Raw genomic sequence first — 15,147 nt, 5'->3', positions numbered from 1 at the left:
ATCAGCACCCGGAGCCCCGGGTGGTCCGGCCGGACCACCCGGGGCTCCGGCGTCCCACGGCGTCCGGGCCGGCGGACCCGGTCCGGGTGCGGGGGCCGGGCTGACGACGGGTCGGGCGCGTCCCACGCCGCTCCACCGTGAACGTGAGACGGCCCAGCCGACCATGAGACAGCTCTCCCCGCCCACTTGAGCGGGCCGCGGGTTAGCGTTCCTGCACTCCGGGCGGACCCGCCGTGCTGTCGGCCGCCCGTTTTCCGATCCTGTGGGGAGAACCCGATGAAGAAGTTCCTCGCCGCCCTCGCGGTGGCCGGTACGGTCGCCACGTCCGTCGTCGTCCTGGCGCCCACCGCCTCCGCCGCCGGCTGCGTGACCGGCTGGATGAGCACCGTCGGCACCAGCACCCAGGGCGCCGCGGTGTTCACCAAGGGCAGCTCGCCGTGTCACGACGTCAACATCTCGTGGTCGTACAACCCCCAGGGCGCCTACTCCGGCTACGCCGGCGCCTACCGGCGGCCCGGCGGCTCCTGGAACGTCGGCTCGCGCGGCTACGTCCAGATGGACAACGGCTACCACGACATCAACAACCCGTACTACGCGCTGATCACCGACCTGAACGTGGGTGCCGAGTTCACGGTGATGAGCCGGAACTACGGCGACCAGGTCAACGTCACCTACTGACCCCCGGCGCCGGCCCCGCCCGACCGCCGGGCGGGGCCGGCGCGCAGCCGCCACCCGTCACCGTCCGAGCTCGCCGTCCGACCTCACCGTCCGACCTCACCGCCGGAGCACTCCGCCCATGCCCTGCGCCGATCGGCGTCCCCGCCGCTCCACCGCCGTGAAGGCCCTGCCGGGCGCCGCCCTGCTCGGCCTCGTCCTCACGCTGACGGCCGCGTGCTCGGAGGCCGGCCCGGACTCCTCCGCGCACCCGTCCGCGCCGTCCGCCGTGCCGGGCACCGTTCCGGGCACCGCGGTGGCCTACGGGCTCCCGGCGGACCTCACCCCGATGCTCCTGCCCGCCGTCGGCTCGGAGACCCGCCTCACCCAGGGGCTCGACGGCTTCGCGAGCCTGGTGCGCGACCGGGCGACCCGCGCCTGCCTGAGCGCCGCCCGCGTCCGGATGCCCGACGCCCCGCCCGCGATGTTCATCCGACTGTTCGAGATCCCCGACCTCGACCACATCTCCCGCCAGGGCTTCAGCCCCGCCGCGGTCCCGGGAGCCGCCCCGTCCGGTCCCGCCACCGGTGCCACCGGCGCCGCGGATTCCGCGGATTCCGCGGATTCCGCGGATCCCTCGGATCTCGCGGAGCAACGGCGCTGCGGCAAGGAGGGCGAGGCCGCGGCCGGTGCCCTGCAGTCGCTCTACGCGCCGCTCCAGTCCCGTTGGCTCACCGGTCTCGGGGCGGTCGAGAAGGAGGCCTCCGTGGTCGCCGCCAGACAGGGCTTCTCCGACTGCCTGGCCGGCAGGGCGATCCGGGCGGACAACGAGCAGGTCTTCTTCGACCAGGTCGACCGGATCCTCCAGACCGCCGACGGCCCGGCCGCGGCGAGCGCCGAGGACCACCGGCTGGGGGCGGCCTACGCGGCCTGCATGCGGCCGGTCGAGGCGGCGCGCGAGCCCCTGCGCGTCACGCTGCGGGCCGGTTTCGTCCGGGAGCACGAGGCCGAGTTGGAGGCGGCGCGCAAGGCGCTGCCCGAGCGGATCGCGGAGCTGGAGCGGCGCTACTCGGTGCGCTTCGGCGTCCCCACCGAGGACTGACCCGGGCGGGACTCCCCGGCATTCCGGAGCCTCCGGCCGGAACGGGTACCGGCCGGAGGCTCCGGCGTTGGGTGGAACGTTTCGTCAGCAGCCGTTGAGGATCGCGGACAGGGCGCTCTTCTCGGCGCTGTCGACGTTCAGGCCGTAGAAGTACTTCACCTGGACCCAGGCGCGGGCGTAGGTGCAGCGGTAGGACGCCTGCGGCAGCCAGGTGGCCGGATCCTGGTCGCCCTTGGTGCGGTTGGAGCTCGCGGAGACGGCGAGCAGCTGCGGGCGGGTCAGGTCGTTGGCGAAGGCCTTGCGCTGGTCGGTGGTCCAGGCCCAGGCGCCGGAGCGCCAGGCCTCGGCGAGCGGCACCAGGTGGTCGATGTCGAAGGTGGACGCGCTGGTGGTGGTGACGTTGTCGTACACCGAGGTCCAACTGCCGCTGACGGAGGCGCAGCTGGAGTCCGTCACCACGCCGCTGCCGTCGCGCTTGAGCACCGTCTCGCGGGTGTTGCAGGTGCCGGCGATGGTGATCCAGTGCGGGAACAGCGTCCGGTCGTAGGTGTCGGCGTGGGACTCCGCGGCCACCGGGAGGGCGGCCAGGTACGCGCGGGCGGTGGCGGCCGGGACCGGGGTCGGCAGGGCGGCCCGGGCGGTGCCGGCCCCGGCCAGCAGGGCGGTGAGGGCCAGCAACAGGGCACCGAGGGTGGCGAACAGGCCACGGTGAGGCGTGCGTATGGCAGGCATGCAGGGACTCCAGGATCGGTGTGAGGGCAGGCGGAAGCCCCCGGGCGGAGCGGCCCGGGCTGGCAACCAGCATGGCGCGCAGGGGGTTTACGCGGGTAGACCCTAGAGGTGAACTTTTGAGTGAGAGTCAGGTCACAGTGTCCGCGGGGGCGATGGCCCGGGGCGGGCGTGAGCCCTCACGGCGAGCCTTGACGGCGAGCCCTCATGGCCGGCCCTCGCGGCGAGGCCTCACGGCCGGCCGCAGCCGCACCCGGCCGAGCCGCACCCGCCCCAGCCGCACCGGCCCGCGCTGCGCGGGCCGGAGGCCCGTCCTAGGCTGGAAAGGTCGCCGCTGTCGCTGCGGAGAGACGGGAGAGCGCCATGGACCAGGCCTATCCGCCCATCGCCTACCACGGCATGATCGGCGACCTGCAGACCGCCGCCCTGGTGGCCGGCGACGGCACCCTGGACTGGTGGTGCACCCCGCGCTTCGACTCGCCCAGCGTGTTCGCCTCGCTGCTGGACAGCGACCGCGGCGGCCACTGCCGGCTCGCCGCCGACCTCGACAGCGGGCCGGAGAGCAGCGTGCGGCAGCTCTACCTGGCCGACACCGCCATCCTGGTCACCCGCTTCATGGCACCGGGCGGCGTGGGCGAGGTCATCGACTTCATGGCCCCCGACACCTCCTCCTCCCCCTCCGACCGGCACACCGTGCTGCGCCTGGCCCGGGCCGTCCGCGGCAGCCTGCCGTTCGAGCTCACCTGCCGCCCGCGCTTCGACTACGGGCGGGCGAACCACACCCTGTCCCGGGACGGTGACGGCGCGGTGCGGTTCCACGGTCCCGGCACCGACCTGCACCTCTCCGCCACCCCCGGCATCGAACTCCGGCCCGAGGGCGACGACATCAGCACCCGGTTCACCCTCGACGCCGGTGAGTTCGCCGCGTTCGCGCTGACCAGCACGCCCGCCGGGGCACCCGCCGGGGCACCGTTCGACCTGGCCGCCGCACAGCGGCTCTTCGACGGCTGCCGCCGCTTCTGGCTGGACTGGCTGCGCCGCTCCACCTACCGGGGCCGCTGGCACGACATGGTCAACCGCTCCGCCATCACCCTCAAGCTGCTCACCTACGCGCCGACCGGGGCGCCGATCGCCGCCGCCACCATGGGCCTGCCCGAGCAGGTCGGCGGCGAGCGGAACTGGGACTACCGCTACACCTGGGTCCGCGACGCCTCGCTCTCCGTCCGGGCCCTGATCGACCTGGGCTTCACCGACGAGGCGCACGCCTTCCGGCGCTGGCTGCGGGACCGGCTGGAGGCCGGCGGCACCGCCTCGGGCGAGCCGCTGCAGATCATGTACCGGGTCGACGGCGAGCCGCACCTGACCGAGGAGACCCTCGACCACCTGGAGGGCTACCGGAAGTCGGCCCCCGTCCGGGCCGGCAACGCCGCCGCCGACCAGATCCAGCTCGACATCTACGGCGAGGCCATCGACGCCCTCGCCCAGCACGCGGACATCGGCTCCCTCCGCGGCTGGCACGCCTTCACCGACCTGCTGGACTGGTTCGCCGACCACTGGGACCGCCCCGACGAGGGCATCTGGGAGACCCGCGGCGGGCAGCAGGACTTCACCTACAGCCGGCTGATGTCCTGGGTCGCGTTCGACCGCGGCATCCGGCTCGCCACCGCCCACTCCCGCCCCGGCGACCTCGAGCGCTGGCGCGCCGCCCGCGACGCCGTCTTCCGCCAGGTCGTCGACCGCGGCTGGAGCGATCGGCGCCGGGCCTTCGTCCAGCACTTCGACACCGACGTCCTGGACGCCTCACTGCTGCTCATGCCGCGGATGGGCTTCATCACCCCGCGCGACCCGGACTGGCTCTCCACCCTCGACGCGATGGAACAGGAGCTGGTGAGCGACAGTCTGGTCTACCGCTACGACCCCGCCGCCTCCCCGGACGGGCTGCGCGGCTCCGAGGGCACCTTCAACCTCTGCACCTTCCTCTACGTCGAGGCCCTCGCCCGCGCCGGCCGCCTCGAACAGGCCCGCTACGCCTTCGACAAGATGCTCACCTACGCCAACCACGTCGGCCTGTTCGCCGAGGAGATCGGCCCCTCCGGCGAGCAGCTGGGCAACTTCCCGCAGGCCTTCACCCACCTCGCCCTGATCGCCGGCGCCCTCGCCCTCGACGAGCAGCTGGACCGCGCGGAGCACTGACCGGCCGCCGTCACCCCGGTCGCGGTCAGCCCGGTCGGCGTCACCCCGGCCGGGGCGTCCCACCGGTCCGGCCGCCGGCCGGGCCGGACGCCGAACCGCCGGCCGGACCCGACGCCGGGCCGGACGCCGGCGCGGCCCCGGGCGCTGGTGTGCGCGGCAGCAGGGCGGCGGCCGCGAGGCCCACCAGGCCGACCCCGGCCAGGACGGCCATCGCGGCCGCGTACGCGTTCTTGGTCAGCCCGGCGACGAGGATCGTCCCCGCGATCGCCGTGCCGAAGGAGGACCCGAGGTTGGAGATGCTGCGGGAGAGCCCGGAGATCTCCCCCTGCCGCTCCTCGGGGAAGGCGGACTGCACGACGTTCACCGACGGCGTCAGCATGACCCCGAGGCCGAGGCCGATCAGCAACAGCCCCGGGGCGAACGCCCAGGCGCCCGGGGAGCCGGCCACCAGGGAGATCAGCACGGCGACGCCGACCGCGCACAGACCGAAACCCGCCATGATCAGGGTCCGCTGCGGCCACCGCCGGGCGAGCCGCTCCGCGGCCAGCGAGGAGGCGAGCAGGCCGAGCGTGGCCGCGGTGAAGATCACCCCGGTTTCGACGGCGTCGTAACCGCGGACCACCTGCAGGTACGTCGCCACCGTGAAGGACGTCCCCATCAGCACCAGCCACTGGGCGTTCTGGGTGACCAGACCGAGGTTGGAGACCCTGCTGCGGAACAGGCTCGTGGAGAGCAGCGGCTCGCGGCCGGCCCGCTCCTCGGCGCGGATCCGGTGCACGAACCACGCCAGCACGAGGACGCCGGCGGCGAGCAGACCGGCCGTCAGCCAGAGGTCGTTGTCGGCGGCCAGGATGCCCATCACGACGAACACCAGGCCGGTCGCCGACAGCACCGCTCCCCCGAGGTCGAACGACCGGCCCGGATCGGGCGGCAGCGGGTCCTCGATCGACCGGCTCAGCAGGACGATCACCACGATCACCAGGGCCTGGAAGACGAACGCCGCACGCCAGCTGAGCACCGAGGTGATCAGCCCGCCGATCAGCGGCCCGGCGGCGGCACCGATCCCGCCCAGCGCCATCACGACCCCGAACGCCCGGGCCCGGGAGGTCAGGTCCTCGAAGAGCAGGGTGGTGAGGATGTAGACGGGCGGGATCAGCAGCGCCGTCCCGACCCCCTCGAGGATCGAGTTGCCCAGGATCAGCACCCCCAGCCCCGGTGCGACGGCGCTCAGCATCGCACCCGCCGCGTAGATCACCAGGCCGAGCAGGAAGCAGCGCTTGCGCCCCCAACGGTCGGTCAGCTTGCCGCCCGGGATCATCAACGCCGCCATGACCAGCAGGAACACCGTGATCGCCACCTGCACGCCCTGCACCGTGGTGTCCAGGTCGTGACTGATGTCGTTGATCATCACGTTCATGTTCGAGCCGGCGAAACTGCAGATGAACTGCGCCAGCGCGAGCGGTGCCAGCACCCGCCGCTGGGCGGCGCTCGGCCGGCCGGAGTGCTCTGCCTCGGCCATCACGCCGCCTTTCCCCGGAGTCGGTGCGGTGCCACTCCCCAACCCTGCGGGCCGCCTCCGGCGCACGCACGCCGCGGTCCGCAGCCGGGTGACGCCGTCCCGCACCCGTTCGGCGCAGCGGACGGGACCTGGGACCGTGCCGCCCCGGGGCGGGCCGTCCCGGCCGGGCGGCTTGTCGGGGGCCCCGGTCCTAGGCTGGATCACGGGCCGTCCCCTTGGAGGATCCATGGCACCGACCAACCGGCACCGTCCCGTCGTTCTGGGCGTCGACGCCTCGGCGCCGCGTTCCCCCGCCGTGCTGTGGGCGGCGGAGGAGGCCGCGCGGCGGGGTGCGCCGCTGCGGATGGTCCACGCCACGCTGCCGATGGAGGTCGACATCCGGGGGTTCGCGGAGTCCGACCACCACCGCGCGCTGCGGGACCAGGGCGTCGAGGCGCTCGCCGAGGCGTCGGCGCTGGTCGCCGACCACCACCCCGGCCTGGAGCTGAGCACGCACCTGGTGGGCGACCATCCGGCGCGGGCGCTGTGCCGGGAGTCGGAGGGCGCGGAGATGATCGTCGTCGGCTCGCGCGGGCTCGGCCGCTGGGACGAGGTGCTCAGCACGTACTCGGTGGCGGTGCCGGTGTCCGCCCGGAGCCTCTGCCCGGTGGCGGTGGTCCGGGTCGTGCCGCCGCCGGCCGCCGAAGGGGGGCCCGAGGTCGTGGTCGGCTCCGACGGCAGCGCGGACGCCGGTCACGCGGTCGACTTCGCGATCGACCTCGCCGCCCGGCACGGGGCGGCGCTTCGGGTCGTCCAGTCGTGGCGGGCGCCGCTGCTGGTCCCGGTCGACGAGGAGGCCGTGCTGGCGGAGCTCGGCCGGTCGCTCCGGGAGAGCCTCTCCGGCCGTGCGGCGGACTTCCCGGACGTCCCGCTCAGGCACGAGGTGCGGCGCGGGCACCCGGTCGAGACGCTGGTCCCCGCGGCGGAGCACGCGCTCGCGGTCGTGGTCGGCCGCCGCGGCGACGGCGGGTTCAGCGGGCTGCGGCTGGGGTCCGTGCCGCACGGCATGATCCACCACGCCCCGTGCCCGCTGGTCACCGTCCCGCCGCCCGCCGCCCGCGCCGCGTCGGGGTGAGCGCACCGGCGCGGGCACCCGCGCCGGCTCCGTCGCCGTGAAGGGCGCTGCGCGGGTAGCCGGGCGGTTGTCGGTGCGGCGTGCGACGATGACTCGCCAGGACGAGGCAGGACGGGCCGGCACGGGCCGGCAAAGGCCGGCAGGGGCTGCGGCCCGGCGGGGGCCACGAAGGGGGCGGAGCATGGAACGCGCCAGGATCACGGGTGAGGGCCCGGACGGGCACGAGCACGTCGTGCGGGTCGTCTCGCGCCGGCGCCGCCACGAGCGGGTGGTGTGCGACACCTGCGGCTACAGCAGGTGGTCGCTGATCGATGCCGGGGGCAAGGCCGAGCGGCACCTCACCGAGTCGCACGAGGTGGAGGACGCCCGGTGGGAGCACTCGCCGCAGTGGTGGCTGGGGGTGGCGATCGGTCTCGTCGTCTTCGTCGCGTTCCTGTTCAGCCCCTACGGCTTCTTCCACTGACCCGGGGCGCCGAGAACGGCACCGCCCCGCCCGGCGGGGTGCCGGGCGGGGCGGTGCGGGTCCTGCGGGAGCGGTCAGGCGGCCGACCCGGCGGATTCCGCCTTCGGCGCGACCGGCTTGGCGGGCCCGCCGCCGAAGACGCCGAGGAAGATCGCCAGCGTCGGGACCAGGTAGGCCGCCCAGACGGCCAGCTGGAACACCGTCGGGTCCGGCTGGAAGTTGAACACGCCCTTCAGCAGGGTGCCGTACCAGCTGTCCTTCGGGATGGTGCTGCTGATGTCGAAGGCCAGGTCGTGCAGGCCGCCGAGCCAGCCGGCCTCCTGCAGGTCGTGCACGCCGTAGGCCAGCACGCCGGCCGCGACGACGACCAGCATGGCGCCGGTCCAGGTGAAGAACTTGGCCAGGTTGATCTTCAGCGCGCCGCGGTAGAAGAGCCAGCCCAGCACCACGGAGGTGAGCAGGCCCAGCGCCGCACCGATGATCGGGTTGTAGCCGTCGTTGGTGGCCTGCACCGCCGACCAGATGAACAGCGCCGTCTCCAGGCCCTCCCGGCCGACGGCCAGGAAGGAGGTGACCACCAGCGCGACCGTCCCCATCGCGAGCGCGGCGTCCAGCTTGCCGTGCAGCTCGGCCTTCAGGTGCCGGGCGGTGCGGCGCATCCAGAACACCATCCAGGTGACCAGACCGACGGCGATGATCGACAGCGAGCCGCCGAGCGCCTCCTGCGCCTCGAAGGTCAGCTGGGTCGAGCCGTACTGCAGCACCGCGCCGAAGGCCATGCTGAGCACGACCGCGGCCGTGATGCCGGCCCAGACGGGCGGCAGCTTGTCCTTGCGGCCGGTCTTGACCAGATAGGCGATCAGGATGCAGACGACGAGGCTGGCTTCGAGTCCTTCGCGCAGGCCGATCAGGTAGTTGCCGAACACGCTGGCTCCTGGGGGGGTGAAGAGGTGGTACCGGGGGGCGGAGCGGGATCAGCCGAAGAGGGCCTGGCCCCACCACTCGCCGGGCTTGCGGACGCCCGCCGGGCAGGCGAAGTGGGCGGAGCCGACGTGCTGGATGTACTCGTTGAGCGCGTCGCTGCCGGCCAGGCGCTGCTGCAGCGGGACGAACGCCTTGCGGCTGTCGCGCTGGTAGGCGAGGAAGAACAGGCCCGCGTCCAGGCGGCCGAGGCCGTCGGTGCCGTCGGTGAAGGAGAAGCCGCGGCGCAGGATCATCAGGCCGTTGTTGCTGTCCGGGTGGGCCAGGCGCACGTGCGAGTCCTCGGGCATGGCCTTGAGGTCCGGCGCGTCGTGCTCCTTCTGCTTGCCGTACGGGGCGCCCTCGCCCTTGGTGCGGCCGAAGATGTCCTCCTGCTCCTTGAGCGGGGTGCGGTCCCAGGTCTCGATGTGCATCCGGATCCGGCGGGCGACCAGGTAGGAGCCGCCGGTCATCCACTCCGGGCCCTCGCCGGGGGCGACCCAGACGTGCTCGGCGAGCTTCGCGGTGTCGGTGCCGGCGATGTTGTGGGTGCCGTCCTTGAAACCCATCATGTTGCGCGGGGTCTGCGCGTCCGGGGTGGTCGAGGAGGTCTTCCCGAAGCCCAGCTGCGACCAGCGGATGTTCACCGTGCCCATGCCGATCCGGGCCAGGTTGCGGATCGCGTGCACGGCCACCTGCGGGTCGTCGGCGCAGGCCTGGATGCAGAGGTCGCCGCCGCTGCGGGCCGGGTCGAGGTTGTCGCCCTTGAACTTCGGCAGGTCGATCAGGGCCTCGGGGCGCTTGGCCTTGAGGCCGAAGCGGTCCACGCCGTCCTTCTCGAACAGGGTCGGGCCGAAGCCGATGGTGAGGGTGAGCCGGGAGGCCGGCAGGCCGAGGGCCTCGCCGGTGTCGTCCGGCGGAGCCTCCGGCAGGCCGCTGGCGGCGCCGGTGCCGATCTCGCGGCCGCCGGTCATCGCGGCGGCGGCCTTGGTCCACTCCTTGAGCATCTTCACCAGCGACTCGCGGGTGGCGTTCGCCGAGATGTCGAAGGAGGCGAAGTGCAGCCGGTCCTGGACGGGGGTGGCGATGCCGGACTGGTGCTCGCCGTAGAAGGGGATGTCCCCGCCGACGGCGGCCGGCGCCGGGGCCGGGTCGTCCTGACGGGTGGCGGCGGCGACCGAGCCGACACCGGCGGCGCCGAGGGCGACCCCGGCTCCGGCCCAGCCGATCACGGCGCGGCGGCTGAGCGGGCCGCGGCCGGAGCCGGCCGGCGCGTCGGTGGCGGCGGCGGTGGTGCTGGCGGCGGTGGTGCTGGCGTCGGTGCCGGCCGGAGTTCCGGTCTGCTGCTCGTTCTCGGCGTCCATCGGCGGGCGGGCCCTTCTCTGTCCTGGACTCACGGAGGCCGTGGCGGCCGCTCGGGCCGCCACGGCGGTGTGGTGGTGGGTGGTGCGGTGGCTCCGGCCGTCCGGGCGGACGGCCGGGCGGTGTTACTTGGCGACCACCGCGGCGGCCAGCTTCGACAGCGGCTCGCCCAGCGAGTTCACCGCGTCGGAGAAGGTCTTGCGCTCGGCCTCGGTCACCTTGTCGTACGAGGTGTAGGTGCCGTCGGCCTGCTTGTACTTGGCGAGCAGGGCCTGGATGGCGGCGAACTCCGAGTCCAGGGTCTTGGCCAGCTCGGCGTCCTTCTCCGAGGCGACCGGCTTCAGCAGCTCGTAGGCCTTCTGCGCGCCCTCGACGTTGGCGGCGAAGTCGGCCAGGTCGGTGTGGCTGTAGCGGTCCTCCTCACCGGTGATCTTGCCGGTGGCGACCTCGTCCAGCAGCTCCTTGGCGCCGTTGGCCATGCTGGTCGCGGTGATCTCCGCCGAGGGGATCTTCTTCTGCCAGTCCTTCAGGTCGTTGACCAGCTGGTCGGCGAGCTTCTTCTCGTCGTCACCGATCTTGGCGTCGGCGAAGAGCGACTTCTCCAGCTTGTGCCAGCCGGTCCACTCCTGGCCGGCCTCCAGGCCGTCCTCGCGGGTGTCGGTCTTCGGGTCGACGTCGCCGAAGCTCTCGGCGACCGGCTCGGTGCGCTCCCAGCCGGTGCGCGACGGGGCGTACAGCGACTTGGCCTTCTCCACGTCGCCGGCCTTGATCGCACCCGCGAAGGCCTCGACGGCCGGGATGGTGGCGTCGGCCTGCTCCTGCGCGTACGTGCGGTAGGCGTCGACGGCGGCGGTCAGACGCGGGTCGGCCGGGGCCGCCGCGGCGGAGGCGTCACCGGTGACGGTGACCTTCTGGCGGATGCCGTCGCCGACCATGCCCGGCTTGCAGGCGATCTCGTACGAACCGGCCTTGATCTCGGCGTTGATGGTCGCATTGGTGCCGGGGCCGATGTTCTCGCGCTCGGTGATGATCTTGTCACCGGCGCCGTAGACGTAGACCTCGGTGGTCTTCGAGCCCTTGTTGTCGATGTCGATCACGACGTGGCCGGCCGGGAAGCTGGTCTTCGAGACCTCGCAGGCGGTGTCGGTGGCGTTCACCTTCACGGCGTCGGCGGAGGCCTTGTCGTCCTTCTTCTGCGAGCAGCCGGCCAGCGCGGCGGTCGCCACAGCGAGGGTGAGCAGCGTGGCTGCGGTGGAACGACGGGCGGACATGCAGGCTCCAGCGGAAGGCAGGGGGTACCAGGGCAGGGCTGAGCACGAGAACGGGAACCGGAGGTGTCCGGCACCCGCACTCACTTAGCTAAGGCATACCTTAGGGATATCTGATTTCGCCGTCTACACCGCCCCCCGTGGACGATCTGCGCAGGTGGGGGGCGGCCTTGGCGGCGGCATGTCGTCAGCCCACCGACGATTTCCGGCCACGACCCGCCGATCGGCGGGGTTGACCCCGGCCGTCTCCCGTGTCACGCACCGGCGAAGGTCCGGGCCCGCCCGTGCCCCGCCGCCGCGGCGCCCCGCCCAGCACGGGGCGGCCCCGGCCTCACCCGCGCGGCGTCCGGCGGGCGGCCGCGCGGGCGGTCCAGCGGCCGTCGTGCCGGCTGATCCGGATCGGGTGGCCGAAGCAGGCGCTGATCAACTCGGTGGTCATCACCTCGTCCACCGGGCCGGACGCCACGCACACGCCCTCGCGCAGCAGCAGCGCGTGGGTGGTGCTCTCGGGCAGCTCCTCCAGGTGGTGCGTCACCAGCACGCTGGCCAGCTCCGGGTGCTGGTGGCGCAGCAGGTCCAGGCTGTCCAGCAGCAGTTCGCGCGCGGTCAGGTCGAGACCGGTGGCGGGCTCGTCGAGCAGCAGCAGCCGGGGGCTGGGCATCAGCGCGCGGGCGATCAGGGCGCGGCCGCGCTCGCCCTGGGAGAGCGTGGTCCACGGCGACTCGGCGACGGCGGCCATGCCGAGGGTCTCGATCAGCTGCTCCGCCCGGTCGAGCTCCTCGGGGGCGGGCTTGCGGTGCAGGTCGGGCTCGATGGTGTTGCGGGTGCCGGTCAGCACCACCTCGCGCACGGTCAGCGGCGAGCGCAGCGGGTGGCGCGGATTGACGTGGCCGAGGTGGGCGCGCAGCTCGCGGACGTCGACCCGGCCGAGCCGGCGGCCGAGCACGTCCACCTCGCCCCGGGTCGGGTGGGAGACCGCGCCGAGCAGACCGAGCAGGGTGGACTTGCCGGCCCCGTTGGGGCCCAGCAGCGCCCAGTGCTGGCCGGGTTCGATGGTCAGGGTGATCCCGCGCAGCAGGTGGCGGCCGTCGCGGACGACGTCGACCTCGCGGGTGCGCAGCAGCGGGCCCGACGGCGGCGGAGCGGTCGGCGGCGGGCCCGGGGGCTTCGGAGCGGTCGGCTGCGGGTCGGTCGGTTGCGGGCCCGGGGGCTTCGGAGCGGACGGCTGTGGACCGAACGGCAGCGGGTCGGTCGGCTGCGGGTCGGACGTACTCATGGCGGGCGGTCCTCCGGGGTCGGCGCCGGGCAGGGGTGCGGGTGCGACGCCGCACCGGGCGGGCCGGCGCCGACCGTCCGCGTGCAGAGTACAACCATCCGCGGGGCGGCGGCCGGGCCCGTCCGAGGCGTGGACCTCGCTGGGCGGGAGCGGCGGCCGGGGGCGCGAGCGGCCCGGGATGTCGCACGCCCCTGTCGCCGGACGGCAGTTGGCGGCAGGATCGGAGGAGGCACGGTACGAAGGGGGATGGACGGATGGGGTGGGAAGCGGAACCGTCGGGGCGGACCGGAACACTGCACGGGCGGTTCGAGGAGCAGGCCCGGCGGTCGCCGGACGCGGTCGCCGTCCGGTGCGGCGCCCGGGAGCTGACGTACGGTGGGCTGGACGAGCGGGCGAACCGGCTGGCCCGTCACCTGGTCGCGCAGGGGCTGGAGCCGGGTGACCGGGCGGCGGTGGCGCTGGGCCGGGGCACCGAGGTGTTCGTCGCCCTGCTCGCGGTGCTGAAGGCGGGCGGCGCGTACGTCCCGCTGGAGCCGGGCGCCCCCGACGCGCTGCTGCGGCACGCGCTGGCGGACGCCGACCCGGCGCTGGTGGTGACCGAGGAGGCGCACCGGGTGCGGCTGACGGACACCGGCGGACGGACGGTGGTCTGCCTGGACTCGGCGGCGGAGACGATCGCGGCACTGCCCGCCGACCCGCCGCCGGTCACCACCGGGCCGGACGACCTCGCCTGCCTCTTCTTCACCTCCGGCTCGACCGGCCTGCCCCGGGGCGCGCTGATCGAGCACCGCAACCTGCTGGCCGCCCACCAGGGCTGGTGCGAGGTGTACGGCCTCTCCCCCGCCGACCGGATCCTGCAGACGGCGAGCCTGGAGTTCGACGTCTTCACCGCCGACTGGGTGCGCGCGCTGTGCACCGGCGCCACCCTGGTGGTCGCCCCGCGCAACCTCACCCTGGACCGCACCGCCGACATCGCCGACCTGCCCGCCCTGGTGGCCGCCGAGCGGATCACCGTCCTGGAGCTGAACGTCCGCACCGCGCGCCGCCTGCACGACCACCTGGCGGCCGTCGGCGCGACGCTGCCGGGCGTGCGGCTGCTCACCGTCGGGGCGGAGAAGTGGTACCTGGACGAGCAACTGGGCCTGCAACGGCTGCTGAACCAGGACGTCCTCGGCGCCGGGGCGGGCGGCGGCACCCGGGTGCTGAACGTGTACGGCCTCGCCGAGGCGTCCGTGGACTCCACCTACTTCGACGCCGCCGGCTCGGCGGGCGGCGACCTCAGCGAGCGGGTGTCGCTGGTCGGCACGCCCTTCCCCGGCGCCCGGGTGCACGTGCTCGGCCCGGACGGCCGGCCGGCGCCGGCCGGGGAGGTCGGCGAGATCGCCGTCGCGGGGCCCGGCCTGGGCCGCGGCTACCTGAACCGGCCCGAGGAGACGGCACGGCGGTTCGTCCCGGCGGCGTTCGACCCGAACGGCCGGGTGCTGCTCACCGGCGACCTCGGGCGCTTCCGCGCGGACGGCGTGCTCGAGTTCACCGCCCGGGCCGAGAGCGTGGTCGGCCCCACCGACTCCGTCCGGTCCGCCGACGTGGTGCGGCGGGTCACCGCCGCCGCCCGCGCCGAGGGCGCCCTGCGCGCGCACCCGGCCGTGCGGGAGGCCGCCGTCGCCGAGGTCGAGCCGCAGCCGGGCACCCGCACCCTGGTCGGCTACGCCGTGACGGCGCCGGACGCCGAGGAGGCGGACGCCTGGTCGCTGTCCGTCCGGCTGTCGAACGAGCTGCCGGCCGGGGAGGCGCCCGCCGCCGTGGTGCCGCTGCCCGCGCTCCCCCGGACCCGGGCCGGCAAGCTGGACCGCGCCGCCCTGCCGCTGCCCGCGCCGCGCAAGCACGCCACCGGGCGGAAGGCCGGAAAGGGCGGCAAGGGCGGGGGCAAGGCGGGCGGCGGGCGGACGGACGGGACGGCGCCCGGCGCCTTCTCGGGCTGCGTCTGGGCCGGCTGCGCGGTGCCCGTCGCCCTCCTGGCCCTGGTCCTCACCGACGCCCTCTGGCCCGGCTCGACCGACCTGTCCGCGGTGCCCGGTCCCTACTCGACGTACTTCCGCATCCTGTACTTCTTCGAGCTGGCCTCCTTCGGCCTCGGGCTGATCTACCTGCTGTTCGGCTACCCGACGATCGCCGGGTACGGCCGGCCGACCGCCCTGGCCGTCGCCACCCATCTGTCGGTCTTCTGGCTGCTCGCCTCCTGGTGGCCGCAGGACAACCTGTACCGGACCAGCTCGGCGACGGACTGGCCGCGGCAGTCGGTGCTGGTCTTCGTGTTCAACGTCGCGCTGATGGTCTCGGCCGCGGTCGTGGTCCGCTTCCTCGCCTGGCGGTCGCCGGCCGAGCGGAAGTGAGGTCGTCCCCCGAGGGGGTCGGGGACTCACGGTGCGGCCGCCGCCTCGGCGCAGGGAACGGTCGCGCGTGCGGCGGCACCGGGCGCGGCGGACGGTCACGCGTGCGGCGGCACC

At 74.2% G+C, this 15,147-nt stretch carries 12 protein-coding genes; 6 read left to right on the top strand and 6 right to left on the bottom strand.

The genetic code is table 11. The features are described from left to right. The first annotated feature begins 276 nt into the window (after window positions 1–276). Window positions 277–678, top strand: a complete 402-nt coding sequence (locus ACFVHB_RS33830) for a hypothetical protein (protein ID WP_380329860.1) — start codon at window positions 277–279, stop codon at window positions 676–678. 118 nt (window positions 679–796) lie between these two features. Next, a complete protein-coding gene (locus ACFVHB_RS33825; protein ID WP_380329858.1) occupies window positions 797–1,756 on the top strand; it encodes a hypothetical protein in 960 nt (319 codons plus the stop codon). Window positions 1,757–1,840: 84 nt separating this feature from the next. Here the strand turns inward: ACFVHB_RS33825 and ACFVHB_RS33820 are convergent, their stop codons facing one another. Then, window positions 1,841–2,488, bottom strand: a complete 648-nt coding sequence (locus ACFVHB_RS33820; RefSeq protein ID WP_380329856.1) for an HNH endonuclease family protein — start codon at window positions 2,486–2,488, stop codon at window positions 1,841–1,843. Window positions 2,489–2,848: 360 nt separating this feature from the next. Between ACFVHB_RS33820 and ACFVHB_RS33815 the strand changes: the two genes are divergently transcribed. After that, a complete protein-coding gene (locus ACFVHB_RS33815; protein ID WP_380329854.1) occupies window positions 2,849–4,678 on the top strand; it encodes a glycoside hydrolase family 15 protein in 1,830 nt (609 codons plus the stop codon). A 40-nt stretch (window positions 4,679–4,718) separates the two neighbouring features. Here the strand turns inward: ACFVHB_RS33815 and ACFVHB_RS33810 are convergent, their stop codons facing one another. Next, window positions 4,719–6,197: an MFS transporter gene (locus tag ACFVHB_RS33810; protein WP_380329852.1), complete on the bottom strand. Its 1,479-nt coding sequence runs from the start codon at window positions 6,195–6,197 to the stop codon at window positions 4,719–4,721. A 226-nt stretch (window positions 6,198–6,423) separates the two neighbouring features. Between ACFVHB_RS33810 and ACFVHB_RS33805 the strand changes: the two genes are divergently transcribed. Both ACFVHB_RS33805 and ACFVHB_RS33800 read left to right on the top strand, forming a co-directional pair. Then, window positions 6,424–7,311: a universal stress protein gene (locus tag ACFVHB_RS33805; RefSeq protein WP_380329850.1), complete on the top strand. Its 888-nt coding sequence runs from the start codon at window positions 6,424–6,426 to the stop codon at window positions 7,309–7,311. 181 nt (window positions 7,312–7,492) lie between these two features. After that, the gene (locus ACFVHB_RS33800) at window positions 7,493–7,774 is read left to right on the top strand and encodes a hypothetical protein (RefSeq protein WP_380329848.1); all 282 of its coding nucleotides are present in this window, start codon (window positions 7,493–7,495) and stop codon (window positions 7,772–7,774) included. A gap of 74 nt (window positions 7,775–7,848) precedes the next feature. Here the strand turns inward: ACFVHB_RS33800 and efeU are convergent, their stop codons facing one another. The 4 genes from efeU to ACFVHB_RS33780 form a co-directional block, all read right to left on the bottom strand. Next, window positions 7,849–8,700, bottom strand: coding sequence for an iron uptake transporter permease EfeU (gene efeU / locus ACFVHB_RS33795; RefSeq protein WP_380329846.1), 852 nt, complete (start codon window positions 8,698–8,700; stop codon window positions 7,849–7,851). Window positions 8,701–8,748: 48 nt separating this feature from the next. Further along, window positions 8,749–10,098: an iron uptake transporter deferrochelatase/peroxidase subunit gene (gene efeB / locus ACFVHB_RS33790; protein WP_380329844.1), complete on the bottom strand. Its 1,350-nt coding sequence runs from the start codon at window positions 10,096–10,098 to the stop codon at window positions 8,749–8,751. 123 nt (window positions 10,099–10,221) lie between these two features. After that, complete coding sequence (efeO, locus tag ACFVHB_RS33785) at window positions 10,222–11,367, bottom strand: iron uptake system protein EfeO (RefSeq protein ID WP_380329842.1); 1,146 nt, start codon at window positions 11,365–11,367, stop codon at window positions 10,222–10,224. A 328-nt stretch (window positions 11,368–11,695) separates the two neighbouring features. After that, complete coding sequence (locus tag ACFVHB_RS33780) at window positions 11,696–12,640, bottom strand: ABC transporter ATP-binding protein (protein ID WP_380329840.1); 945 nt, start codon at window positions 12,638–12,640, stop codon at window positions 11,696–11,698. 254 nt (window positions 12,641–12,894) lie between these two features. Between ACFVHB_RS33780 and ACFVHB_RS33775 the strand changes: the two genes are divergently transcribed. Then, complete coding sequence (locus ACFVHB_RS33775) at window positions 12,895–15,033, top strand: amino acid adenylation domain-containing protein (RefSeq protein ID WP_380329838.1); 2,139 nt, start codon at window positions 12,895–12,897, stop codon at window positions 15,031–15,033. The last annotated feature ends 114 nt before the right edge of the window (window positions 15,034–15,147 follow it).

It is taken from the genome of Kitasatospora sp. NPDC127111 (assembly GCF_042677465.1).
Taxonomy (GTDB): domain Bacteria; phylum Actinomycetota; class Actinomycetes; order Streptomycetales; family Streptomycetaceae; genus Kitasatospora.
The sequence above is the reverse complement of the archived record's forward strand: the minus strand, read 5'-3'. Positions and strand labels throughout refer to the sequence as shown.

Coding starts and splice junctions, on each gene's coding strand:
- ACFVHB_RS33805 (WP_380329850.1), top strand. CDS start 6,424: ATGGCACCGACCAACCGGCACCGTCCCGTCGTTCTGGGCGTCGACGCC.
- ACFVHB_RS33820 (WP_380329856.1), bottom strand. CDS start 2,488: ATGCCTGCCATACGCACGCCTCACCGTGGCCTGTTCGCCACCCTCGGT.
- efeB (WP_380329844.1), bottom strand. CDS start 10,098: ATGGACGCCGAGAACGAGCAGCAGACCGGAACTCCGGCCGGCACCGAC.
- ACFVHB_RS33810 (WP_380329852.1), bottom strand. CDS start 6,197: ATGGCCGAGGCAGAGCACTCCGGCCGGCCGAGCGCCGCCCAGCGGCGG.
- ACFVHB_RS33775 (WP_380329838.1), top strand. CDS start 12,895: ATGGGGTGGGAAGCGGAACCGTCGGGGCGGACCGGAACACTGCACGGG.
- ACFVHB_RS33780 (WP_380329840.1), bottom strand. CDS start 12,640: ATGAGTACGTCCGACCCGCAGCCGACCGACCCGCTGCCGTTCGGTCCA.
- efeO (WP_380329842.1), bottom strand. CDS start 11,367: ATGTCCGCCCGTCGTTCCACCGCAGCCACGCTGCTCACCCTCGCTGTG.
- ACFVHB_RS33815 (WP_380329854.1), top strand. CDS start 2,849: ATGGACCAGGCCTATCCGCCCATCGCCTACCACGGCATGATCGGCGAC.
- ACFVHB_RS33800 (WP_380329848.1), top strand. CDS start 7,493: ATGGAACGCGCCAGGATCACGGGTGAGGGCCCGGACGGGCACGAGCAC.
- ACFVHB_RS33825 (WP_380329858.1), top strand. CDS start 797: ATGCCCTGCGCCGATCGGCGTCCCCGCCGCTCCACCGCCGTGAAGGCC.
- ACFVHB_RS33830 (WP_380329860.1), top strand. CDS start 277: ATGAAGAAGTTCCTCGCCGCCCTCGCGGTGGCCGGTACGGTCGCCACG.